This window comes from Flagellimonas onchidii (genome assembly GCF_004804315.1).
Classification (GTDB): Bacteria; Bacteroidota; Bacteroidia; order Flavobacteriales; family Flavobacteriaceae; genus Flagellimonas; species Flagellimonas onchidii.
The window spans coordinates 49177-73388 of the sequence record NZ_SRXX01000011.1 but is presented as its reverse complement, the minus strand read 5'-3'; the positions used below and the strand labels follow the sequence as shown (position 1 = coordinate 73388).

Annotated in this window: 25 protein-coding genes and 1 pseudogene; 17 read left to right on the top strand and 9 right to left on the bottom strand. The window is 39.0% G+C overall.

Going from position 1 to position 24212, the window contains the following annotated elements:
- Window positions 1–88: 88 nt before the first annotated feature.
- Together E4661_RS12615 and E4661_RS12610 are read right to left on the bottom strand one after the other, a co-directional pair.
- Window positions 89–742, bottom strand: a complete 654-nt coding sequence (locus E4661_RS12615) for a gluconate 2-dehydrogenase subunit 3 family protein (protein WP_136467807.1) — start codon at window positions 740–742, stop codon at window positions 89–91.
- On the bottom strand, window positions 742–2460 hold the full coding sequence (locus E4661_RS12610) for a GMC oxidoreductase (protein WP_136467806.1): 1719 nt from the start codon (window positions 2458–2460) through the stop codon (window positions 742–744). The genes E4661_RS12615 and E4661_RS12610 overlap by 1 nt, the downstream gene beginning before the upstream one ends.
- Before the next feature lie 142 nt (window positions 2461–2602).
- Here E4661_RS12610 and E4661_RS12605 point away from each other — a divergent pair, with 142 nt between their 5' ends.
- The 5 genes from E4661_RS12605 to E4661_RS12585 are packed head-to-tail and all read left to right on the top strand — an operon-like array spanning window position 2603 to window position 7722.
- Entirely contained in the window at window positions 2603–3589 is a 987-nt protein-coding gene (locus tag E4661_RS12605; protein ID WP_136467805.1) for a sugar phosphate isomerase/epimerase family protein, read from the top strand.
- A 30-nt stretch (window positions 3590–3619) separates the two neighbouring features.
- Entirely contained in the window at window positions 3620–4063 is a 444-nt protein-coding gene (locus tag E4661_RS12600; RefSeq protein WP_136467804.1) for a DinB family protein, read from the top strand.
- A gap of 12 nt (window positions 4064–4075) precedes the next feature.
- The gene (locus E4661_RS12595; protein ID WP_136467803.1) at window positions 4076–5305 is read left to right on the top strand and encodes an MFS transporter; all 1230 of its coding nucleotides are present in this window, start codon (window positions 4076–4078) and stop codon (window positions 5303–5305) included.
- A gap of 21 nt (window positions 5306–5326) precedes the next feature.
- Window positions 5327–6559: an MFS transporter gene (locus E4661_RS12590; protein ID WP_136467802.1), complete on the top strand. Its 1233-nt coding sequence runs from the start codon at window positions 5327–5329 to the stop codon at window positions 6557–6559.
- 26 nt (window positions 6560–6585) lie between these two features.
- Window positions 6586–7722: a Gfo/Idh/MocA family protein gene (locus E4661_RS12585; RefSeq protein ID WP_136467801.1), complete on the top strand. Its 1137-nt coding sequence runs from the start codon at window positions 6586–6588 to the stop codon at window positions 7720–7722.
- A gap of 51 nt (window positions 7723–7773) precedes the next feature.
- On the opposite strand, the gene E4661_RS12580 is transcribed toward E4661_RS12585, so the two are convergent.
- Entirely contained in the window at window positions 7774–8238 is a 465-nt protein-coding gene (locus E4661_RS12580) for an ASCH domain-containing protein (protein ID WP_136467800.1), read from the bottom strand.
- Between the two features lie 256 nt (window positions 8239–8494).
- On the opposite strand from E4661_RS12580, the gene E4661_RS12575 reads away from it, so the two are divergent.
- The 6 genes from E4661_RS12575 to nadD all read left to right on the top strand — a co-directional run bounded on the left by E4661_RS12575 (window position 8495) and on the right by nadD (window position 13184).
- Entirely contained in the window at window positions 8495–9547 is a 1053-nt protein-coding gene (locus tag E4661_RS12575; protein WP_136467799.1) for a sugar phosphate isomerase/epimerase family protein, read from the top strand.
- Window positions 9544–10296, top strand: a complete 753-nt coding sequence (locus E4661_RS12570; RefSeq protein WP_136467798.1) for a 3-keto-disaccharide hydrolase — start codon at window positions 9544–9546, stop codon at window positions 10294–10296. The genes E4661_RS12575 and E4661_RS12570 overlap by 4 nt, the downstream gene beginning before the upstream one ends.
- 43 nt (window positions 10297–10339) lie before the next feature.
- On the top strand, window positions 10340–11056 hold the full coding sequence (locus E4661_RS12565; protein WP_240751477.1) for a 3-keto-disaccharide hydrolase: 717 nt from the start codon (window positions 10340–10342) through the stop codon (window positions 11054–11056).
- 86 nt (window positions 11057–11142) lie between these two features.
- Entirely contained in the window at window positions 11143–12000 is an 858-nt protein-coding gene (locus E4661_RS12560; protein WP_136467797.1) for a YicC/YloC family endoribonuclease, read from the top strand.
- Window positions 11997–12596 (top strand): guanylate kinase, encoded by a 600-nt coding sequence (gene gmk / locus E4661_RS12555; protein WP_136467796.1) that lies wholly within the window; start codon window positions 11997–11999, stop codon window positions 12594–12596. Before E4661_RS12560 ends, gmk begins: the two co-directional genes overlap by 4 nt.
- 3 nt (window positions 12597–12599) lie before the next feature.
- On the top strand, window positions 12600–13184 hold the full coding sequence (nadD, locus tag E4661_RS12550) for a nicotinate (nicotinamide) nucleotide adenylyltransferase (RefSeq protein WP_136467795.1): 585 nt from the start codon (window positions 12600–12602) through the stop codon (window positions 13182–13184).
- Window positions 13185–13198: 14 nt separating this feature from the next.
- Here the strand turns inward: nadD and E4661_RS12545 are convergent.
- Both E4661_RS12545 and E4661_RS12540 read right to left on the bottom strand, forming a co-directional pair.
- Window positions 13199–13579 (bottom strand): annotated as a pseudogene (locus E4661_RS12545) (DUF6503 family protein); the annotation flags it as partial.
- A gap of 54 nt (window positions 13580–13633) precedes the next feature.
- On the bottom strand, window positions 13634–13870 hold the full coding sequence (locus tag E4661_RS12540) for a helix-turn-helix domain-containing protein (RefSeq protein WP_136467794.1): 237 nt from the start codon (window positions 13868–13870) through the stop codon (window positions 13634–13636).
- A gap of 96 nt (window positions 13871–13966) precedes the next feature.
- On the opposite strand from E4661_RS12540, the gene E4661_RS12535 reads away from it, so the two are divergent.
- The 4 genes from E4661_RS12535 to E4661_RS12520 all read left to right on the top strand — a co-directional run bounded on the left by E4661_RS12535 (window position 13967) and on the right by E4661_RS12520 (window position 16618).
- A complete protein-coding gene (locus E4661_RS12535; protein WP_136467793.1) occupies window positions 13967–14425 on the top strand; it encodes a hypothetical protein in 459 nt (152 codons plus the stop codon).
- A gap of 15 nt (window positions 14426–14440) precedes the next feature.
- Window positions 14441–14920 (top strand): hypothetical protein, encoded by a 480-nt coding sequence (locus E4661_RS12530; protein WP_136467792.1) that lies wholly within the window; start codon window positions 14441–14443, stop codon window positions 14918–14920.
- Between the two features lie 38 nt (window positions 14921–14958).
- Window positions 14959–15219 (top strand): hypothetical protein, encoded by a 261-nt coding sequence (locus tag E4661_RS12525; RefSeq protein WP_136467791.1) that lies wholly within the window; start codon window positions 14959–14961, stop codon window positions 15217–15219.
- Window positions 15220–15520: 301 nt separating this feature from the next.
- Window positions 15521–16618 carry a hypothetical protein gene (locus E4661_RS12520; RefSeq protein ID WP_136467790.1) on the top strand — a complete coding sequence of 366 codons (1098 nt, stop codon included), beginning with the start codon at window positions 15521–15523 and terminating at the stop codon, window positions 16616–16618.
- On the opposite strand, the gene E4661_RS12515 is transcribed toward E4661_RS12520, so the two are convergent.
- On the bottom strand, window positions 16615–17229 hold the full coding sequence (locus E4661_RS12515; protein ID WP_136467789.1) for a recombinase family protein: 615 nt from the start codon (window positions 17227–17229) through the stop codon (window positions 16615–16617). The two genes, E4661_RS12520 and E4661_RS12515, sit on opposite strands and share 4 nt — an antisense overlap.
- 292 nt (window positions 17230–17521) lie before the next feature.
- On the opposite strand from E4661_RS12515, the gene E4661_RS12510 reads away from it, so the two are divergent.
- Window positions 17522–19225, top strand: coding sequence for a recombinase family protein (locus E4661_RS12510; RefSeq protein WP_136467788.1), 1704 nt, complete (start codon window positions 17522–17524; stop codon window positions 19223–19225).
- Between the two features lie 10 nt (window positions 19226–19235).
- Complete coding sequence (locus tag E4661_RS12505) at window positions 19236–19958, top strand: DUF6503 family protein (RefSeq protein WP_136467787.1); 723 nt, start codon at window positions 19236–19238, stop codon at window positions 19956–19958.
- Between the two features lie 40 nt (window positions 19959–19998).
- On the opposite strand, the gene E4661_RS12500 is transcribed toward E4661_RS12505, so the two are convergent.
- From E4661_RS12500 to E4661_RS12490, 3 genes are all read right to left on the bottom strand, one after another.
- Entirely contained in the window at window positions 19999–20361 is a 363-nt protein-coding gene (locus tag E4661_RS12500) for a DUF6503 family protein (protein ID WP_136467786.1), read from the bottom strand.
- Window positions 20362–20378: 17 nt separating this feature from the next.
- The gene (locus tag E4661_RS12495; RefSeq protein ID WP_136467785.1) at window positions 20379–22682 is read right to left on the bottom strand and encodes an inorganic phosphate transporter; all 2304 of its coding nucleotides are present in this window, start codon (window positions 22680–22682) and stop codon (window positions 20379–20381) included.
- A 74-nt stretch (window positions 22683–22756) separates the two neighbouring features.
- The gene (locus tag E4661_RS12490; RefSeq protein WP_136467784.1) at window positions 22757–23959 is read right to left on the bottom strand and encodes a porin; all 1203 of its coding nucleotides are present in this window, start codon (window positions 23957–23959) and stop codon (window positions 22757–22759) included.
- Window positions 23960–24212 lie beyond the last annotated feature (253 nt).

The window sequence follows — 24212 nt, the reverse complement described above, 5'->3', positions numbered from 1 at the left end:
ACCTTCCGAGGTATTTTTGTTGGAATAATATTCAACAACAAAAAAGCCACCTTTAGGTGGCTTTTTTACAATACGTTATTTCAAAATTTTATAATGACCATGCCTTGCCCTGGGTAAGCTCGTTTAGGTCGCCACAGGCAACATATTCTCCCGGAATTGGAAGATAGGCCAAAACTTCTTCGCCAATATATTCTGAAGACTTGTAGCCCCATGTACTAATGTTTCTCAGGTCGTTTGCAAATGAGTATTTGGCTACTTCATCATCAATTGTAGCTTCTCCACCTTCCTCAATGGCCCTCATGTAATTGTTGATGACCTCGAAATGAGCTTCTTCTTCTTCAGGTGATCGTTTACGAAGGTATTTGGCCAAAACAGGCTCAATATCTTCTGCTTTTACATCTTGTAACGATTCTTTGCCTGAACTTTTTAGGATAGCTTCAAAAAACTTATCCATTTTAAGCATCATGAAATCTTGATGCTCCTTGGGCAGAACGTTTTTTGAAAACTCATCGATGAATACATGCACATTCATTTCCGTAGCCGATGGTGTATCGGTTTTGGGTAAGATTACATCAATAGTCTGAGCCATTGCATACCCTTGGTCCTTGGTAAAAAAACTTGGAGTCCAATTAGCATAATCAGGCTTCTTTTCACAACTCTGAATGATTCCTAATAGCGTTGGAGTGGCAACGGCATATCCAAATACCATTCCCATATTTTTAAGTGCAGATCTTCTTTCCATCAGATATTTCCTTTTTTAAGTTCTTGGGCAGCATGATAGGCTGCTCTAGCCGTAAATGCCATATAAGTGAGTGATGGGTTAACGCATGCCGAAGACGTCATGAATGCCCCATCTGTTACATAAACATTTTTACAGGCATGTACTTGATTATTCCCGTTGACCACCGAAGTTTTTGGGTCTCGTCCCATTCGTGCTGTACCCATTTCATGGATTCCTAATCCAAGGGCATATGGTCTGTCGTAGGGTTGGATATCACGAGCACCTGCCTTTTCAAGCATTTGTACGGCTTGATCTTGCATATCCTTGCGCATATTCAGTTCATTCTCTTTGATTTCAGCATCGAAAGTTACCGTAGGCAGCCCCCACTGATCTAATTTGTTATAGTCCATAATCATTTTATTGTCATGATATGGCAAAATTTCACCAAAGGCAAGCATGTTCATATTCCAACCACCAGGTGTTAGTACAGCGTCTTTGTAATCTTTTCCAAAAGAAGCTTCGGCAACCAAATCTTCATAATTGCCCCTTCCGGCTCCACCTTGGTAGCCATAACCTCTAACAAAGTCTTTCATTGTGGAATTGCCGCCAATGTTTCTGAAACGCGGAACATATATTCCATTGGGTTTTCTTCCCTTATAGTACTTGTCGTCAAAACCATCCATTTTCCCACTGGCTCCAACTAAGAAATGGTGGTCCATAATATTGTGTCCGAGCTCCCCCGAATCATTGCCCAATCCATTCTCGAATCTATCGGATTTGGATTGCATCAAAATAGAGGTTGACGCAACTGCCGAAGCACAAAGGAATATTACCTTGGCCTTGAATTCATAAGTTTCTTTTGTAACTCGGTCAATTACTTTAACCCCAGTGGCCTTTTTCGTGTCCGGATCATAAATGATCTCATGTACAATAGAATCAGGTCTCAAAGTCATATTTCCAGTGCGTTCGGCAACTGGAAGCGTGGATGAAACACTACTAAAATACCCTCCAAAAGGGCAACCCCTGATACATCGGTTTCTAAACTGACAACGTACTCTTCCGTCCCCTTCAAACTTCTTATCACTAGTGATGTGTGCCACACGACCAGCGGTAATGACCCGCCCATCAAAATGCTCTGCCACTTTTTCGCGAACATGGTCTTCAACACAATTGAGAGGCATCATGGGCTCAAATTTTCCATCTGGTAATTGAGGAAGATTCAGTAATTGCCCCGACACTCCAATAAACGATTCTACTTTATCATACCAAGGAGCAATATCTTTATAACGAACCGGCCAATCTACAGCAATACCTTCTTCCTTGTTGGCCTTGAAATCAATATCACTCCAGCGATAACTATGACGCCCCCACATAATGGAACGACCACCTACATGATAACCCCTCATCCAGTCAAAACGCTTTGTTTCGTTATAGGGATGTTCTAAATCGTTTACGAACCAGTGCTTAGAAGGTTCTTTGACCGTATATCCTGTTCTGGCTTGTTTTTCCTGTTTTTTTAGTTCCTCAGGGGTAACCTCGCCTTTGTATTTAAAATCCCAAGGATCCATATTGGCGGTAGGATAGTCATCTCGGTGCTTTACCATTGGTCCACGCTCAAGTACCAAGGTTTTCAAGCCATTTTCACATAGTTCCTTGGCTGCCCATCCTCCACTGATACCCGTTCCAACGACAATCGCATCATAAGACCCCTGTTCTTCGTTGTAATAGAATTTGCTCATTTATTTGGATTGTTTAATTTCTAAATGTATTAAATCTTAAATTAATTTTCTACATTTAAACCCCATGTTTATTGGGAAATTAACACTATAACGTTGTAGTAAATACTAATCTTTTAATAATCAGCATTACAAAATAACAATCATGAAAAGAAGAAAATTTGTAGCCAATTCCGTGAAGGTTGGTTTAGCCATTACAGCTTTTGGAGGATATGCATGTAAACAAGCCAAAAAGAAATCAGAAGAAGAAATTGTCGAAATTGTGGAAGAGGAGGCTACGACCCCTTTCTTTGAGCTATCTCTAGCCCAGTGGTCCATGCACAGAATGATAAGAAATGAGGGTCTTGACCCCTATACTTTTGCCGAAAAAGCAAAGGCTTGGGGATTTACAGGTCTGGAGTACGTAAGTGGCCTATATTATAAGGAATTGGAAAAGGACAATTTTTCCGAGGCTGCGATGAAAGCATTTGTTGACAAAAGTAATGCTGAGGCGGAAAAGCATGGTATGGAAAATGTGCTTATCATGATTGATGGACAAGGCGATTTGGCCACCCCAGACGCCGCTAAACGCAAAGAGGCAGTAGAAAACCATCATAAGTGGGTAGATGCAGCCGCGGCAATGGGATGCCATACGATCAGGGTAAACCTAAACGGTTCCGAGGATGCGGAGGAATGGACAAGTGCATCTATTGATGGTCTAACGCAATTGGCTACCTATGCCAAACCAAAAAACATCAACATTACAGTTGAAAACCATGGTGGATTTTCTTCTAACGGAGCCATGTTGGCCAATGTAATGAAGGAGGTAAACATGGATAATTGCGGAACACTGCCCGACTTTGGAAACTTCTGTATGAAATGGGCAGAATGGCCCGAATGCGACGATTGGTATGACAGATATAAAGGGATGGTAGAGCTAATGCCTTATGCCAAAGCAGTAAGTGCTAAATCTCATGATTTCGATGAAGAAGGCAATGAAATCCATTCAGATTATGTCAAAATGTTGAAAATTGTTAAGGATGCAGGATATAAAGGATACATTGGAGTGGAATATGAGGGAAGCGGAATGAGTGAAGAGGAAGGCATTATAGCAACGAGAGATTTGTTGATCAAAGCTGGGAAGCAAGTATAAAAGACCTTACTTTTCTAAGCTCATAAGGATATGAAGGCATTATTTAACCAACTATTTGACTACAATTTTTATTGTAACAAAAAGCTCATTGAGCAATGTACGAGTATGGATGCAGTTCCAGAAAAGTGCATCAAGCTTTTTAGTCACATATTGAATGCCCATCATATCTGGAACAATCGAATCGTTGGGAAGCCTTCCGAATATGGTGTTTGGCAGAAACATGCTGTTGAAAGCTGGGGAGATATTCATTATGAGAACCAACGAACTACTTTTGAGATCATTACCAATACCGACGATTTCAATAATAGAATAGATTATGAAAACAGCAAGGGACGGATGTTCGCCAATGAACTAAAGGATATCCTTTTTCATATCGTAAACCATTCCACGCATCATAGAGGACAAATTTTGATGGATTACAGACAAAATGGAATTGAACCAGAACCTCTTGACTATATTTTTTACAAAAGATAAAACCCACAATTCATGAGTTCAAAAGTAAAGTTCCAACTGTCATTGATGATGTTTTTAGAATTCTTCATTTGGGGCGGGTGGTTTGTGACCTTGGGCCCCTTTTTAGGGAATAATTTGAATGCATCTGGCGCAGAAACGGCCATGGCATATTCAACTCAATCATGGGGTGCGATTATCGCACCTTTTATTATCGGGCTGATTGCTGACCGTTTTTTTAACGCAGAACGTATTTTGGGCGTGCTACATTTGGTGGGTGCAGTTTTAATGTATTTAATGTATGGCTCGGACAACTTTGCTGTATTTTATCCCTATGTACTGGGATATATGATTTTATACATGCCTACTTTGGCGCTTGTGAACTCGGTGGCTTTCAATCAAATGAAAAACCCTTCCAAAGAATTCCCTTTGGTTCGCGTGTTTGGAACTGCAGGTTGGATTTTAGCTGGCTGGATCATTAGTTTGGCCTTCAAATGGGATGCTATCGAAAATATTGAGGCGGGCTTTCTTAAAAACACCTTTTTGATGGTGGCTATTGCATCTGCCGTTTTAGGTTTTTTCAGTTTTACATTACCAAAAACACCTCCAACGGTGGCTAAGGATGAAAAACGGAGCATAGTTCAGCTATTGGGCTTGGATGCTTTGCAACTTTTAAAGGACAGGAACTTTTTGGTGTTTTTCGTATCCTCCATTTTAATCTGTATTCCCTTGGCATTTTATTACCAGCACATAGGAACCTTCTTAACGGAATCCAATGTTGAGAATTCGACCGCTTGGGCATCTCTTGGTCAGTTTTCCGAGATTTTCTTTATGCTGTTGTTGCCATTTTTCTTCAAGAAATACGGATTCAAAAAAACCATATTGGTCGGAATGTTGGCATGGACGGTAAGATATCTATTGTTCAGTTTTGGTGATTCAGGAGAACTGTTCTTTATGCTTGTCCTTGGCATCGCTTTGCACGGAATCTGCTACGACTTTTTCTTTGTATCAGGTCAAATATACACCGACTCAAAGGCTGGGGAGAGATATAAGAGTGCCGCTCAAGGTTTGATAACATTGGCCACATACGGCGTGGGCATGCTTATTGGCTTTTGGGTAGCAGGAATGATATACGATGAATATATACAAGTTGATGGCACGGCGCTTTGGGAGAAGGTTTGGGTGTATCCGGCCACATTTGCCCTAGTAGTATTTATCATCTTTGCCCTTTTGTTCAAAAACGAAAAAATAGAATATAAATCCTAAAACCAACCAAATTAACATCACATGGAAAATGTAAACAAGAAGCAACTATTTGTTGCAGCCTGTATAGCTTTAGTCGTAACCGCGATGACTTTTGCTATTCGTGCGGGAATTTTAGCAGACCTGGGAATTCAGTTTAACCTTAATGATACACAGTTGGGATGGGTTAACAGTATGGCATTTTGGGGTTTTCCATTGGCAACAATTTTTGGAGGTCTCTTATATAATAAACTAGGTGCTAGAAAGCTAATGATACTGGCGTTCGTATCTCACTTGGTAGGATTGGTAATGACCATATTTGCCGGTGGGTTCGTTACCCTTTTGGTGTCGTCTTTTTTGATTGGTTTTGCTAATGGGTCGGTAGAAGCTGCCTGTAACCCATTGATAGCTGATATGTACACGAAAAACAGAACCACGATGCTGAATAAGTTTCATGTTTGGTTTCCTGGAGGGATTGTAATTGGCGCCTTGATTTCCGAATTCATGACCGATTTTGGTTTGGGATGGCAGTTGCAAATTGCAATTATGCTAATACCAACACTGATTTATGGGTATTTGTTCTTCAAACAAGAATTTCCAGAAAGTCAACACATTGAGACAGATACTTCCGTTAATATTAAATCATTGATCAATCCTTTATTCATTTTTATTGCTTTGTGCATGACCTTGTCCGCAACATCGGAATTAGGAGTGCAGCAATGGGTTGAGAAAATATTGGGAGGTTCAGGAGTTCAGCCAATGCTCATTTTGGCAATGGTTACCGGTATAATGGCATTAGGAAGATATTTTGCGGGGCCGTTGGTGCATAAATTAAATCCAATCGGCGTTCTTTTTATGTCTTCCATTGTTACTACAATAGCCATTTATTCTTTAAGTGTAATGGATGGCCCGATGATTTATGTTTCCGCGGTACTTTTTGCACTAGGAGTATGTTATTTTTGGCCCACAACTATTGGTTTTGTGTCAGAATATTTGCCGAAAACTGGAGCGTTGGGTATGTCTTTGGTTGGTGGTGCAGGAATGTTTGCAACGGGAATATGGCAACCAGTAATAGGCTCTTGGTTAGATAAGGGGAGAGAGGCAGCCATTGCTTCTGGAGCTTCGGCGGATGTTGCTGAAATAGTAGCAGGCAAAACAACATTAAGTTATATGGTGTTTTTCCCTTTGACTTTAGTTGTTTTGTATGGTATCTTGTTTTTCATGCGTAAAAAATTAGAAGAACGTCGTGTTCCGCAAACTCACGGTTCTGATTCATAAAAATGATACAATAAATTATCTTAAACATGCCAAAGAAAATTAGACTTGGAATTATTGGAGGTGGAGGAGATTCCCTCATAGGAGTGTTGCATAGGGTAGCCTCTTTTATTAATGACAATTATGAAATAGTAGGTGCCGTATTCAATCCCGATTACGAACAGAATCTGGCATTCGCCAAGGAGATTGATGTTCCAACCAATAGAATCTACAAGGATTTTGACACCTTAGTTGAAGAAGAACTGAAACTTCCAGAGGATGAGCGCATTCAGGTATGTTCGGTGCTGACACCGAACTTTTTACACTATCCTATGGCCAAGAAACTATTGGAAAATGGATTTCACGTCATTTGTGAAAAGCCGATGACCATGAACTACGAAGAAGCCAAAGCGTTACAGGAGGCCCATGAAAAATCAGGGAAAGTATTCGCATTGACACATACCTACACCGGATATCCCATGGTGCGCCAGATGAGGGAAATGATAAAAGCGGGTGCATTGGGGAAAATCCATAAGGTGGATGCAAGGTATTATCAAGGCTGGATAAATACGGTTATCCACGATCAAGAAAAGCGCTCAACGGTCTGGAGGTTAGACCCTAAAAAAGCGGGAATAAGCTCATGTATTGGAGATATTGGTGTTCATGCATCCAACTTGATTGAATATACTACGGGATTAAAAATTAAGTCGGTGTTATGTGACTTCAATTATCTCTATGATGACAATCTGATGGATGTAGATGGAACCGTTTTAATCCGAATGGACAAACATGTAAAAGGAGTGGTAAGGGCAAGTCAAGTTGCCACAGGAGAAGAAAACGGACTGGCCATTGCTATTTATGGTGAGAAGGGAGCTTTTAGATGGGAGCAGGAAAAGCCAAATTTCTTGTACAAAATGAGTGATACCGAACCATTACAGGTATACAAGCCCGGACATGCCTATAACTCGGAGTTATCCTTGAAAGCATCGAAGATACCGGCAGGGCATCCAGAAGGTATTTTTGATTCCATGGCCAATATTTATCTAGGTGCTGCAAGAGCGATTCGTGGAGAGGAATATAATGACGGAGAGTTTCCAACGATGGAAGATGGCGTAAGAGGTATGAACTTTATTGAAAGTACGGTTGCTTCCCATAAAAATGGAAACGTATGGGTAGATTTGGACTAGTTAGAAATCCAATCCATTAAAATACTGTTGAATGGCCGCTTTTAGCGGCCATTATCTTTGAAAGACTTTTTCAAATTGCTCAAAGACCACAATCATACTGTCCCTAGGTATTCTTTCAAATTCGGAAAGTTCACGGGTATAATAATCCCAATGAGTCTTTTTCCAATAATCCAAACTTTTATCTCCTTCGCCTTCCAACCGTGCATGTTCCGAGTTAATGGCAAAATAGGGAACCAGTTTTACCGAAGTCGTTCGAATAACACATTGCGCTTTCCCAGACCAGTCCGTAACCACCGCAAAATCTCCAATTTTTGGCATGGGTTCTTTCCTGAGTTGAATGCCCAAAAGAGAATGCGAGGTAGCTCGCTTCACATCTTTGCAGACCAATTTCACACAGGTATCAGCGTCCTTTTCATTGTCGCAGAAGTGAATCACTTTGGGTGCATCTTCGGAGGCAAATTCTAGATGGGCATCCAAAAAATCACCCCATAAATTTCGTGCAGAAGCATTTTCCATAGTAGGTATTTAAGAAAATTGATGTAGAATCATAAAATTAAAGCAACTTTTTTAGTAGGTGCAATATTTAAGGTAACACTTAATAATAACAGTATAAACAACATTTTCCTTTATTAATGTGCTGTTTTAATTGTTAGCTTATCCCTATATTTATGTCTTTCCATAAGGAAACTAAAAACATCTTAATATTTTTCTTAAATATAGGAGATAAATCCTAAAACCTTAGGGATTTGTCAAATCTTAAAATTTGGTTTAAATGAAGACAATTAAAGGACCCGCGGTATTTCTTGCCCAATTTGTAGATAGTCAACCTCCTTTCAATTCACTTGATGGATTGTGCAAATGGGCTTCGGGACTGGGATATAAGGGAATTCAAATTCCTACTTGGGAATCATTTCTTATAGATTTGGATAAAGCTGCAGAAAGTCAGGATTACTGTGATGAGTTAAAGGGGAAAATCAATTCCTACGGGTTGGAGATAACCGAACTTTCTACCCATTTGCAAGGTCAGTTGGTGGCGGTGCATCCGGCCTATGACATTATGTTCGATAATTTTGCGCCTGATGCAGTAAAAAACAACCCAAAAGCTAGAACGGAGTGGGCGATTGAAACGGTAAAAAAAGCAGCAACAGCAAGTAGAAGATTGGGGATAAAGGCCCATGCCACTTTTTCTGGAGCATTACTTTGGCATACATGGCATCCTTGGCCTCAAAGGCCTCCGGGGTTGGTAGAAATGGGATTTGAGGAATTGGCCAAAAGATGGATGCCCATTCTAAATCATTTTGATAAAGAAGGGGTAGATGTATGCTATGAGATTCACCCAGGGGAAGATTTACACGATGGGGATACTTTTGAGCGCTTTTTGGAAGCCACGGGTAATCATAAAAGGGTGAATATTCTATATGATCCTAGCCATTTTGTGCTCCAACAATTGGATTATATTACTTACATTGATCATTATCACGAGTTCATCAAATCATTTCACGTTAAAGACTCCGAGTTTAACCCAACAGGAAAGAAAGGAGCCTTTGGCGGATATAACGATTGGGGGGACCGGGCTGGACGTTATCGTTCTTTAGGGGATGGACAGATTGATTTTAAGACCATTTTCTCCAAATTAACACAATATGGGTGTGATGTTTGGGCCGTTATGGAATGGGAGTGTTGCATAAAAAGCCCGGAACAAGGTGCTAGGGAAGGCGCCAAGTTCATTCAAGATCATATTATAGAGGCTACCACCAAAACCTTTGATGATTTTGCTGGAGCCGAGACAGATACAGAAAAACTTAAAAAAATACTGGGATTATGAAAAAGTTAGTTTTATTGACAGCTTTTGCTGTGATGTTTGCTTGCAAGGACAAACCAAAAGAAGAGTCAAAAGAGGAAATTACACAAGAAATGGAGACTCAAACGGAGGAACAGGATGGTGAATGGACGGTTTTGTTTGACGGAACTTCTTTTGATGGCTGGCATATTTTTTCTGGCATGGAAATAACCGATGGTTGGAAACTTGAAGACGGAGCCATGCTTTTAAAACCAAAACATAAGGAAGAAGGAAAGCGGTTTAACATAGTTACAGATAAAGAATATACCAATTTTGTGCTTTCTGTAGAATGGATGGTGTCCAGTGGAGCAAACAGTGGAATCATGTGGGGTGTACAAGAAGGGGATAAATACAAAGAACCCTATCAAACAGGTCCAGAGATTCAAGTATTGGACAATGTGGACCACCCAGATGCCAAGAATGGCACAAGTCATAGGGCAGGTGCGTTGTATGATATGGTTTCCCCGTCCCAAGATGTGGTTAAGCCAGTTGGTGAGTGGAACCATTATCTAATTACCATAAATCATGATACCAATCAGGGTAGTGTGGTTTTAAATGATGTGAAGATTGTTGAATTTCCGGTTAATGGAGAAGCTTGGGACACTATGGTTTCCAACTCCAAATTTGCTACTTGGGAAGGTTTCGGAACGTCGAGAACAGGGAAGATTGCATTTCAAGATCACGGAGAACCTTTGGTTATTGGATATAGAAATGTAAAGATTAAGGAGCTATAATATGATGAAACGCCGAAGTGCTCTTTTTGGAGTATTTACTTTAATGATTGGCTTTGCATTTGGTCAAAAAAAGGGACCAACCAACCCCGAAGCAACAGAAATCTATAAACCAGTTCCACCTCGGGTAATTCCAGGGCAAAATGGAGCCCCACCTAGTGATGCAATCATATTATTTGATGGGAGTAACTTTGATCAGTGGATAACTACTGCTGATAGTACAGCTGTTAAATGGCATTTGAACAAAGATGGTAGTATGACTGTTGGCAACAAGACTGGGAATATACAAACCAAACAAAATTTTGGTAGCATGCAGTTGCACTTGGAATGGAAATCCCCCCAAAAAGTCCTGAACAAAGGGCAACAAAGGGCCAACAGCGGGGTTTTTATCCAAAAAAGATATGAAGTCCAGGTGTTGGACAATAACGACAACCCCACCTATGTAAACGGTCAGGTTGGAGCATTGTATAAGCAAGGAATTCCTTTGGCAATGGCATCTTCACCCACAGGTGAATGGAATGCTTACGACATTATTTTTCACGCCCCGGAATTCAGCAGAGGAGGAAATATTGTTAAACCCGCTACGATTACAATATTGCACAACGGTGTGTTGATTCAGGATCACTTTGAGATTGAGGGCACTATTGAATACATAGGTTGGCCTAAATATGAGGCACATGGAAAGGCTCCGTTAATGTTGCAGGACCATAGGGATAACAGTAGGGTAAGCTTCAGAAATATCTGGGTAAGAGAGTTAAAATAGAAAGTTGTTAACAGGAATACAGGCTTTTCGTTGAGACATGCCTAACTCCATTTTTGGTTACCTTTGCCAAAATTTAATCATCCCATATGATTCAATCCATGACCGGATTTGGAAAGCATGTTGTACAGCTTCCTTCCAAAAAAATCACCATTGAGCTTAAATCGCTGAACAGTAAAAATCTGGATATTAATGCCAGAATCCCACAATTCTATAGAGAGAAAGAACTGGAGCTTCGCAAAATGATAGCAGATGTTTTGGTGCGTGGTAAGGTGGATTTTGGGCTATATGTTGAGATTACAGGCGAGGAGACCAGTGCAGAAGTAAATCAAGGTGTTGTGAAAAAATATATGCAACAGTTGGCAGATATTGTGAAGGGTGATGATTTGAAATTGTTGGAGTTGGCCATTCGCTTACCGGACACAATGAAAAGTGAAAAGGGAGATATTGATGAAGCGGAGTACGAAGCCATTAAATCAGCCATGAAAGAAGCACTGTCTGAAATCGCAAAATTCAGAAGCGAAGAAGGTTTGGTCTTGGAAAAGGATTTCATTGGTCGGCTTGAAACATTGAACTCCCTACTGGACAAAGTGAAAATGATGGACCCGGAAAGGTTGGATACAGTAAGGGAAAGGCTGGAAAAAGCAGTTGCCGATCTTAAGGTTGATTTAGATGAAAATCGATTTGAACAAGAATTGATTTACTACTTGGAAAAATATGACATCACTGAGGAAAAAGTACGTTTGGCCAATCATTTGGATTACTTTGAAAGTACACTAAGATCAAATGACTCAAACGGCAAAAAACTAGGGTTTATAGCTCAGGAAATTGGTAGGGAAATCAATACCATTGGCTCTAAGGCCAACTATGCTCCCATGCAACAGCTGGTGGTACAAATGAAGGACGAATTGGAAAAAATAAAGGAGCAAATGCTCAATGTCCTATGAAAAAAGGAGGAAAACTCATTATTTTTTCTGCTCCTTCGGGAAGTGGTAAAACTACCATAGTAAGACACCTTTTGGAACAACCTGAGCTGAACTTGGCTTTTTCTGTTTCGGCCACATCAAGACCTAGAAGGGGTAAGGAAAAGGAAGGGGTAAATTATTATTTCATATCCATTTCAGAATTTAAAAAACATATCAAAAATGATGATTTCCTGGAATGGGAAGAAGTTTACCGCGACAACTTCTATGGAACTTTGAAGAGTGAGGTGGAGCGACTTTGGGCAGAAGGGAAGAACGTTATTTTTGATATCGATGTTGTCGGAGGTCTTCGAATCAAAAAGAAATTCCCAGAAGAAACACTTGCGGTATTTGTTAAACCCCCCAGTGTTGATGAACTAAAAATCAGGCTTAAGAAGCGAAGTACAGAAAACGAGGATAAGATTAATATGAGGGTTGCTAAGGCGTCTGTAGAGTTGGCTACAGCCCCTCAGTTTGATAAGGTCATCAAAAATTACGATTTGGATGTTGCCCTAAAGGAATCCCATCAACTCGTTGCAGATTTTGTGGGTGCTGCCATTTCGGACTCAGAAGAAGAATAGCTTATGAAAAATGTGGGGCTATACTTTGGAACATTTAATCCTATTCATATAGGTCATTTGGCCATTGCCAACCACATGGTGGAGTTTTCTGATTTGGATGAGGTATGGTTTGTGATAACACCACAAAGCCCCTTTAAAACAAAGCAATCGCTTTTAGATGACCACCACAGATACCAGATGGTGTTTGAAGCTTTGCAGGAGTATCCGAAACTAAAGCCCAGTAAAATTGAATTTGATTTACCGCAACCCAATTACACTATAAACACTTTGGTGCATTTGGATGAAGCATACGGGCAAGAATATCGATTTGCATTGATAATGGGGGAAGATAACTTAAAAGGCTTTCATAAATGGAAGAACTTCGAAGCAATACTTGAAAACTACTCTATTTACGTATATCCGAGAATTTCCGAAGGTACTATAGAACACAGATTTGAAGATCATCCAAAAATCACTAAAGTGGACGCTCCAGTCATGGAAATCTCATCAACATTCATTCGGAAAAAACATAGGGAAGGAAAAAACATTCGTCCCTTACTTCCAGAGGCGGTATGGAAGTATATGGATGAGATGAATTTTTACCGATAGTTCACAGAATTTCACTATTTCTTTATTAGGATGTCGGTTCCCAAAAACTTATCATCCTTATTGTAGTACCATAGTCGGGTTTTGGGCATTAGAATCCCATTGATTTCTTCCAAACCTTCCAGAAGAATATACTCTCCATCGTTTTCTAATTCGGCATGGTAGAATTGGTAAACCTCCATGGCATAAGATTTAGGGTCAAAATAAAAGTACCAAACATCATCTCCAACACCACCTTCATAATTGACTTTCAAGACCAAATATTCTTTGCCCTTAAAGGTTTTGGTTTGCACTTTATCGGAAAGAATAGTGCCAGGGTCTTTAAGCTTCATGGGAAGCCCATATAAATAGGTGTAGTGTTCATTTTGAGCATGATAATTCAATACAGCTTGATTACAGATGCCAAGGGTACAATGCAAGAAACTCTCCCTTTATAATATTCAATCCATACATTAGTCGTATTCAAACAGTTCTTTTATATTAACTCCTAATGCTTTGGCAAACCTACCCAAAGTAGCTAATGTACAGTTAATTTCGCCATGTTCGATTCTGAAAACCTGTGATTTAGTGGTATCTGCTCTAAGTGCCAATTCATCTTGTGAAATACCCAAGTTATTCCTTAGGTTCTTCACACGAAGTCCTACTTGGATTATAATTTCTCTGTCTTCTGCTGTTAGGTTTATTGGCACACAGCAATATGACTAATCTGGATGTTAATTTTGTTAGCATGCATGATACTAATATGTAAGAATATACGTTCTTTATGAAATTCTAAACATATTCTAATGAAGCTAAAATTGATATTTCAAACTCTATTGTTTTTAACACTTCTGATTATTTCATCATGTTCAAGTGATAACGAAGAGGAAAATCCAACCCAAGATTTAATAATTGGTAAATGGAAATTTGTGTCTGAAAATGATTATTACTGTGGTACGGAAAACGTTAGAACGGAAAGGCTAAATGAAAATCCAAATGATGGAGCATTATTTGTTTTTGATGCTGATGGAACTTATGGGGATTATATTAATGGAGAACTAACTGAAATAGAAGACCAAAAAGGTATTTGGGAAAAGACTGATGATGGTAAATATTTGTTATTATTTACTGTCAACGGTGAAACTAGAAGGGATATAGTTGAGGTCGAGTTTGAGGACGATTTGATGAAATTCGGAGTTGACGACCCATGTGTTGACTTCGGAGGGGATAGTATTTACACTTTTACAGTTTGGGAAAGGCAATGATAATCCGCACGGCTTATGAACACTAAAAGAATTATCTTACTTGCTGTTGTTTTATTGTCAATACTATCATGTGGCAAAAAGTCATCTGATTTGGAAATTGAAAATTCAAAAGCCATAATAGAGTGGTATTATGGTGATGGCTTTAAGTCTATACAAAGTGAACTTTCTGATGACAATAATATCACACCTAGAACCGCAGATTCAAAGAAGGCATTGGAAAAGATTTATCGTATTAAAATGAACTTGGATGAACAATGGCAATTTCAAACTCAAGATTTTAAGATAAGCCATGTGTCCGAAACGCAGTCCTTAACCAAAATTATTACGACTTTCATCTTTAAGGAACAGCTAACTTTTTACGAAGAGGTGTTTTATTATAATGGGTTTGAATTGCCGATTCCGATTCCAGTTGAAAGCAAACTTTGGTCAACAGCTTATTCAAAGGAGACAAAAAAAGCCTTTTGGAATAATGACTATGAATATCCTCTCCAATGAAGATTGATTTAAGTTCATAAGATTTAAAAATTGTTCAGTTGAAACACTGGTATTTGCCTAGACCAAATGATAAAGATAAAATTGGCAAACTAATTTCACGATATTCCGAATATAGCAAGGACGAGATTGTCGATTTATGCAGAAGTGCAATCAATACAAACATTGTTGGTTCACATTTCCAAGCACTTCATCTTATTGCATTGAACCACGTTTCTAAAAAGATTCTAGGTAAAAGTCCTATTAGTATTGAAAACAACTCCATAATATCCATTTCTGAGGCAAATATTGCAGATTTTTGATTGGAATATACGACATGGGAAGGGACAACATAAATGTTTACCTAAATTAATGTTTATCAGTTGTTTACAGATATTTAAGAATACCAAAAAGAGTACTCTATGTTAGGGTAGGTTTAGCTGTGATACGTTGTAACCTTCTCACGCAAACCTTCTATTTATAAATTGACGGGCAAGTGTTCATGTAAACTTAAAAATGTGGTAACATAAAGGTACAATAAAGGCTGGGTTTATATGTTATACCTTCATGGATGTCCATACTCCCTCTAAACACTCTTTAACAGCTTCTAAACATGCAGTTTGTTTGCCAGTAGAACTTGTTAAGGCTGTTCGCAGTCTTGAGTTAAGTCGTATTAAAACCAATCACAGCCTATATTTTCTGGACATGATTGTTAGCAGATTATTAATCAAGAAGTTGCAGCCTGATGTCTATTCTCCTATGGGGGCAAAGTTTCTTAGGAAACAATTTAACAGCAGATACAGAGAGTGGTTAAGCGTACTCATAAGTGAGGGAGTAGTTGAATGTGATAATGATTATGCAGAATTTAGACGTAAGTCGTTAGGCTATCGGATAAGTCCCTCAATAGTTACTAATTGGGCAGACCTAGAGGTTGTATCCTTGACAAATATAGATGCTTTTCAGCCATCTGAATCTGACCGACCATATTTTCAAGGTCTTCTGGATTTCCTAAAGACTATTGAAATTGACTACTCTGTTTTAAGTAGTCTCATAGACAATGAATTACCAGTTGAAAATGGCTCACTTAATTTCAAACGCTATTCATGGTACAGGTCAATCAGACTTTTACAGTCAGGTGTTGTTAGGGCTTCAATGAGTCCAGTCAATGACAGGCTAAATACCAACTTTACTAATATGCCTTCTATTCTGGTAGAACATATCATGAAATCTAACAACCTTGTCGAAATCGATGCCAAAAACAGTCAATTTGCCATTCTAGCAAATATGATAAAGGCAAAGGTTAATGATGATTTTGTTACAGATGCTATTTGTGGGGTACTTTATGAAAGATTAGCTGACAAGCTGGATTGCTCTCGTGAAGAAGCAAAGGATTTAGTCATGAAAACTATTTACTCCAAACACTATCATGACAATAAAACGAAGAGAATAATGACAAGACTCTATCCTGAATCTATGGCTATAATCGAGAAGTACAAACGGAAAAGTAGCAACAGGGAACTTGCAATTGCCATGCAACAGAAAGAGTCTGAAATCTACATTGATGGGGTGCTTCGTAAATTACATGAAATAGGTGTTCCTGCTATTAGCAAACACGATTCGATTATCTTTCACAGGCGAGATTTAAAAACGGTGGAATCTGTCATTCGGGATACGTTGGAAACAATGGATATTCAATTAGAACTCAAAGTTCCTAACTCTTAAAGGACGCTCACATTCTTAACGGAGTTCATTATCCTTTTGACTTTTTGTGAAGTCGCATTAGAAACACCAGATAGCTTTGCTGCTCTTCTGATACTCTCACCTGCTCTAAGATGTTTGGCACATAAGGCATTTTTAGCCTTGCTTAAAAACTGTTCGTCAGTTAATGGGTTACTTCCACCATTGGCAGTATAAACTCCCCTCTCCTTTGCCCTCTGGATTCCCTCTCTTTGACGTTCCTTGATAAGGTTTAATTCATACTCCGCTAACGTTGCCATGATTGAAATTACCAGTTTTGCTGTTGGATTCTCTTTTCCATCGACAAGAGTACAGAATCCCTCTTTTTGTGATACAACATTGACTCCTTTTTCGGTAAGTGTTTTAATGGTTTCTAAGATGTCCAATGTGTTGCGCCCAAGTCTATCGATAGCGTGAACGTGAACCTCGCTCAAATCGCCCTTATCGGCTTCTATAAGCAATTTTGAGGCTGCTTTACGTTCGTTAAATGGGACTGAACCTGAAACTTTATCAATAAACAGCTTAAATCCATTCTCTTTTTGTCGTTCGGTACTTTGTTCGGTTGTACTAACTCGAATATATTTTGCTTTTTTCATAGAACAAATGTGTACTATTATCAACATGTGCTAAAATATAATCGTTAAAGTGCAAATTTTAGATGTTAAAACTGTGCTATTCTGTGGTATAGGTTGAATTTGGAACGAAGTAATCTTAATTCTACATAAATCGAACGGGGGGTATTGTAAATATTCGATTTCCCACAGATGGGTATATCCGAAATATTAGGTTGTAGCCGTAGCAAACGATTTACCTAACTCATTTTATGAGATAATCAATATAAAATTATTACATATTGTTTTATTAAACATAGATTAGTATTTTGGTATTATGTTAGGAATCTACGCAAGAATTTCAGGGGAAAAAGAAGATGACGAAGACCGTTCGATTGACTTCCAAATTGAGAAGGGCAAAGAAATGGCTGTTGAACTTGGACTTTCATATAGGACTTATACGGATGAGGGAGTTTCTGGCACAACGTCCCCAGACGAAAGAGAAGGACTTTCACAGCTTCTTTTAGATATTGTCTCAGGTGATATAACCCATTTGTATGTTTGGCATCAGTACCGCCTTTATAGGTCGGATGAGGCACGAATGAAAGTGCAAACGGTTTGTAGAAGGCATAAAGTTGAGATTTACTATGACCGTGAGAAGTTCAATTACGATGACCCCACAGCAAAACTTTTAGACTCCATAATGTCAGCGACTGGGCAATTCTATGTTGACCTAACGAAAAAACACGTTGCAGGTGTAATTGAAAAGAATTTCAAAGAGGGCAAGGTTCATGGTAGGATGCCTTTCGGATATAGCAAAGGGTCGGAACGAGAATTGATACCAAATCCAGAGACGGAAGGAATTGTAAAGTCAATATTTGAGTGGTCTGCGAATGGTGAGACGGCAGGGGCAATACGAGATAGACTGAACCGTATGAGAATACCTCCTTACTTTGGTGGCAAATGGAAAAAAACATCGGTTCTTAAAGTACTTCACAATCCCATGTACTACGGACAGCGAAATTTCAAAGGTTCACATGTACCATGTCCTGCGTTGATTGACCGTGAACTTTTCGAGCGTTCATTGGCTACTTTGGAGCAGAACGCTACTACTAAGGGAGTACATAACCCAGATAGGTTCTACCTCAACGGATTAATTAGGTGCAACAACTGTGGGAATAGATACTTAGGTATGCAGACAAAATACCCTCATTATATGTGTGCTACCAAAAGGGACGACCCAAAGAAATGTACTTCAACAAATATTAATGCCTCTTTCCTTGATGACCTAGTTTGGTATGTAATGTTGAATAACCTCCAAGACCTCATTGAAAGGGAACTGTCCAACCAAAATGGTCTTGATGAACTCAAAGAAAGGTTAAGGAACGTACAAGATGAGATGGACGACCTTCTAAAACAAGAGGTAAGACATGGAGAGATGTTAATAAGTAACGCATTGACTTTAGAGGCACTAGAAACCATAAGTCAGCGAATCAAAAAAGATAGAGAGAAACTAACAAGAGAGATAAAAGTAGTCAGTTCACAAATTCAGTCTTACAACAAACCTGACCTTTCAGACCTCAACTTTAAGGGTACTGTGAGCCTACCAAATACGGTCAAAAGAGAATTGGCTCAAAAATACATCCATGAAATAGGGGTGTTCGGAATAGACAAAGTTCGCAGGATTGACATTGTATTCAAGTACAAAAGACTTGCCCTTTCATACTATATTCACACAAAGAAAGGTTTTGCTGTCAACAGGCACTATCCTGAATTGATTTTAACGGGGAAGATGCTTAAACAAAAGTTTAAAAAAGCATCTGACGAACTTAGATGGTGGAACAATGTACCTGTTATAAAAGAGGTCAATGACAAGGTTCTTTCGGATAATTTCGATGTAATTGAGGGAGAAGGCTTTGAGATTAAGCTGCCAGATGGTTCTATTCAGCCTACCTTCATGGATTATAAACCCTATTTTTACTATGATAGTGAACCCGAACCAATTTATGACCACGAGGCAAGGGTAACACATTTGATTTAAAATCTAGTATATGAAAAGCTGCTTCCTTGCATTGACATTTCTATTTGGCTCGTACTATTTAATGGGTCAATCCTTGACTGCATCCGAACTGTTGGAGAGGACTATTTCCTATCATGACCCAGAGGGAAGATGGGGAAACCTAAAGGAGAAAATGTATATCACAATGTCCTATCCAGATGGAAGGGAGAGATTAAGCCAAATTGAGGTCGATATGCAGAGGGGGTTTTTTAAGTTGACCGCAATTAACGGAACGGTTACAACTGAACAGACCCTAAACGATGGTGAATGCATCCTAAAGATGAACGGCAGTACGGACATTTCAGAAGAATTGAAAAAAGAGCATAGGTTGAACTGCGACCGTGCAAGAACAATGAAGGACTATTATCTTTACTTATATGGTCTGCCGATGAAACTTAGGGATACGGGTACGAACTTAGACCCCATTGTACAAAGTAAAGTCTTCAAGGGCAAGGAGTATCTTGTTCTAAAAGTTACTTATGACAAAGAAGTGGGTGATGATACTTGGTACTTCTATTTTGACCCTAAGACCTATGCAATGGAAGTGTACCAATTCTTCCATGATGAATCGAAGAATGATGGGGAGTATATCCTACTGAGTGAGATGGAAGTGGTTGCCAACATTAAGATGCCAAAAGTGAGGGCGTGGTACTACAACAAGGATGATAAACACTTGGGTACTGATACCTTGACCAAATCCGAATCTTTGAACTGAAAACGATTATTAATGATGATACATAAAATATACCTTCAACCTAGGTGTAGTAATCCTGCATCATCTTTCCACCATCACAAGTCAACCGATACTTTTTTCGATTTTCATCTGAAATTTCCTTGGAACCATTTAAGCTTGTTTCACATCGGTCCTTATCAAAGATATAGGTATAGAATATGCTATCCTTTTTGACCTCAAGGGCAAATTGCTGTCTAGGAAAGTCCATGCTTATCACACTTAAGCGGTCAGTTGAACCAGGGGTCTTCATGAGTACCTCAAACGAGCCGTTAAATTTGCTCCACTGTTGGTTTGGGTCATGAAAATTGATTGCTCTTTCCAACAACTCTTGAGCAGATAACACATTTTGGATAAGAAGGACTAAAACAAGAATAAACCAGCGCATAACGTAAAATTATGAAATTAAGCAGGTTCTGTAGGTTCTATCCTTGCGGGCTCTACGGAACTGTCATGTTCAACGAAGTAAAGCTCCAAAAGCTCAAATACAACTTCTACTAAATCTTTACTCTCTGTCAATATGGAGAAGTATAGGGTAGTGTTCTTTGGACTTGACTCTTCGGTTCGTGTTCTTGCAACCTGTCTTTCAATCTTGTCAGAAACCAACTTGAACAACTCTTTTTTGCCCTGTAAGGTGCCCTCGATTTCTTCGAAAGACCTGTTTTCAAAAATTCGTTGGGTGTTGGCAATTAGTTTTTCCAGTTCAAGATCCAGCTCTTTGAGCTCTTTGATTTGATTGTACTTTAATTTCTTGTGGTTATTGTTGACATGCTTAAGACTTACTTTGCCTATGTATTCCAATGATTGAGCAATGTCTGTTAGATGCGCTAAGGTATTGATGTAGAAATTACTTGCTCCAACGTTGGCCTCATCCAGGTTTTTGATAAAAAAGAAAAGATGATTTCGAAGATCTTCAATCTCGTCCGAGAGTTTTGTTCCTTGTTTTTTGTTCTTTTTCAAAAGCTCCAAATCTTGTTTGGCCAAACCGTTTATAGAGTTGGTATAGATTTTATTGGTTCTTTTTAGAACATTGGCAATATTGTTGGCGCTTTCTTCGATTACCCCTTGTATGGAGCTGCTTTCGGCTCGATTAAGGCTATCTTCGGCTTTTTGCTCTTTTGCTTTTTTGTTATAAGCCGTATAGTTTCTGATCAATAAAAGTATTGCGGCAAATAAAAGAATGGCAATAGCTGCTCCTTGGCCAAAATTAATAAGAGTCAAAATGGTACCGGCAGATATGAACGCGATAATGGCCGTTCCAAACCAACCACCAATTACATTGAGTACCCCTGCAACGCGATACACTGCACTTTCTGCACCCCAAGCTCGATCTGCCAAGGAGGTTCCCATGGCTACCATAAAAGTTACATAAGTTGTGGACAAAGGCAATTTGTAAGAAGTTGCAATGGAAATCAATATACCTGCAACCATAAGATTAACCGCAGCTCGTACCATGTCAAAAGCAGGAAGTCTGTGAACCCTATCCTGAGACAAGGCGATTACAGGTTTTTCAAACCGCTTATCCAGATTTGCCTTTACTTTTTTCGGTAATAACGAGTTGAAATATTGTGAAAGATTGGAGAACAACCTTACAAGTCCTCTGGAGATATAATTGGGTTGGAACCTCTCTTTGGCCTCACCTTCCCTTGAAAGGTTGATTTCAGTATCAGCTACATAACGCGCCTTTTTGGAAAGCCATAGCGTAACCACCATAACTATTCCTGCAACAAAGAGCAAAAACGTTGGAGTAGGGACTTTTTTAGACAAAACGTCCATGCTGAATTCTGTAGCAGGAACCCCTGAAGCTACCCAAGCTTCATAACTTTGCCATGCGGCAATGGGGACCCCTATGAAATTTACCAAATCATTTCCTGCAAAAGCAAGTGCCAAGGCAAAGGTGCCTACTCCTATAATTATTTTATAGATGTTCCATTTGGCTACATGGATAAATATATACGAAAGGATGGACCATACTACAAAGTTTACCGCCACAATTGGAACCACTTTAGCCTCAAGAAAATCCTTAATTTTCATCCCGCCCAAAATTTCAAAGCTTAAACCGGCATATGGAGTCCCTTTTATCCCTTTCATCAATATAAAATATACCATTGAGGATAAGGCAACTCCTCCGAATAAAGCACCTACCCATTTTGCCTTTTTCTCAAAATTATAGGACAATAACAGTCTGGATATCCACTGAACAATGGCACCAATGGTGAATGCCACCAGAACCGAGAGCAAAATACCTGAGATAATTTGAATGGCCTTGGATGTATTGATATAGTTGACCACATCCGCAAAACTCCCATTGGCAGCACCAATTTTAAGAAGAGACATGGCAACTGCGGCACCCAACAACTCAAAGACTATGGAAACCGTTGTTGAGGTTGGCATTCCGAGTGTATTAAAGAAATCTAGCAGCAATATATCCGTAATCATTACCGCCATAAATATGAACATGATCTCTTGAAAGTAAAACTCTCCTGGATTAAAAATACCTTTCCGGGCGACCTCCATAAGTCCGCTAGAAAATATGGCACCACATGCTATACCGGCACTGGCTATTATCATTATGGTCTTGAAAGAGATGGCTTTAGAGCCAATGGCGGAGTTCAAAAAATTAACCGCATCATTACTTACCCCTACAACCAAATCGGCAATGGCCAAGGCGGCTAGGGCTATAATCATTAAAAGGTAAATATTGTCCATAATCGTTTCTAAAAATAATTGTCAAATGTCTATACTTTGCTGACTATCAATGTTATTTAAAGGTTATTTTTTGCCTAAAAATGTACCTCCATTTGCAATCGATACATCAATTCATCGGTGCCATTGTCAATGGTAAGATAGCTCAAATCCGTTTGAACTTTTAATTTGTGTCCAACAATATATTTTGAAAGACCAAGAGTGTATTGTTTCCTGTCATTTGTAAGTGTAATATTGTCATAATCGAGTGAGGTGTATCTACCAGAAACCTCCAGATTATTTCTGAAAAGATACCCGCTTTGCAAGTTTAAGGCGCTTCCGATCAAAACAATATCCCCTGTTGCCGAATTATCAGAATTCGTGGCAACAGGATCTTTAGCTGTTCTGTGGGCATATTCCCCCATAAACGAAAAACCATTATACTTGAACATGGCATCTACAAATGTTGTGTTGATGTTGGTTTCATAAAAACCAGTGTCATTAGTCATATAGGATCCTTGGTTGCTCCTTGTTTTAACTGCATTGGCATTAATATCGTAAGTTGCCGCTAGCATTAGTTTTGGTGTCTTTTCTCGATTAAGATCAACACCTTTATAGTCTCCCTTGCCTTTGAACTTCCCAAAAGGGAGTAATTCAATTCTTGAAGTATACTGATGCCCACCCAGATTACCAGTCGTCACATTTCTACCTTCGCCTTGCGAGATTGCAAATTTTTCACGAACCAAAAACTTGTCGGTAAGATTAAAGTAATGTCTTAATTGAATGCCCATATCTCGATCTATGGTAAACCTACTGTTCAATAAAGAACGATCCACCTGCTGTAGATTTCCAGAAGAGATAACTCGCTCTATATTGCCCGGAAGTTTGGTTTGCCCTACCCATAGTTCAAAATTCTCATAAAAATTCCACATTACCACCGCATCAAGAATATATCGAGGAGCATTATTAGTAAATTCGCTGGCCCCGGAAAGGTCGCGATTGGACAATCCCAGCTCAAATTTATACCTAAGTTTTGGAGAGTAGGCGAAACCATCAAACTTAAATCTTGATCTTCTAATCAAAAAGTTCTGCTCTGGGTTTATGAAGTCATCATTGTCACTTCTGTCCCAAGTTGCTGTGCCAAGAAATTGCATTCTTAAGGCAAATTTCATGCTCCAAGTACTGTCTTTGCCCATAATATTTAAAAGACCCTTTCCGAATTTAGGAGCTTCAACTTTTTGAGAATAACTGGAGATACTAAAAAGCAGAACAAGGCCAAAGGCCAAGAATTTAAATTTCATCAATACTAGTTTTTGTCGGGTGCAAAGAACCAATACCAATGTTAAGTTAATGTTTGGTTTATGTTATTTTTAAAATGGCCACCTTGGCCAAGGTGGCCATAATCTAGATTTCAAAAAGTAGCTGACAAAAACTAATATATTGAGAAATCTATCGGTCTTAAGACAAAGACAAAAATCCTATAGGAAAACCAATTAATTGTAATCTAAAGATTAACTTATGTTTAAACTTACTGTTTATTTAAAATTCGCAATG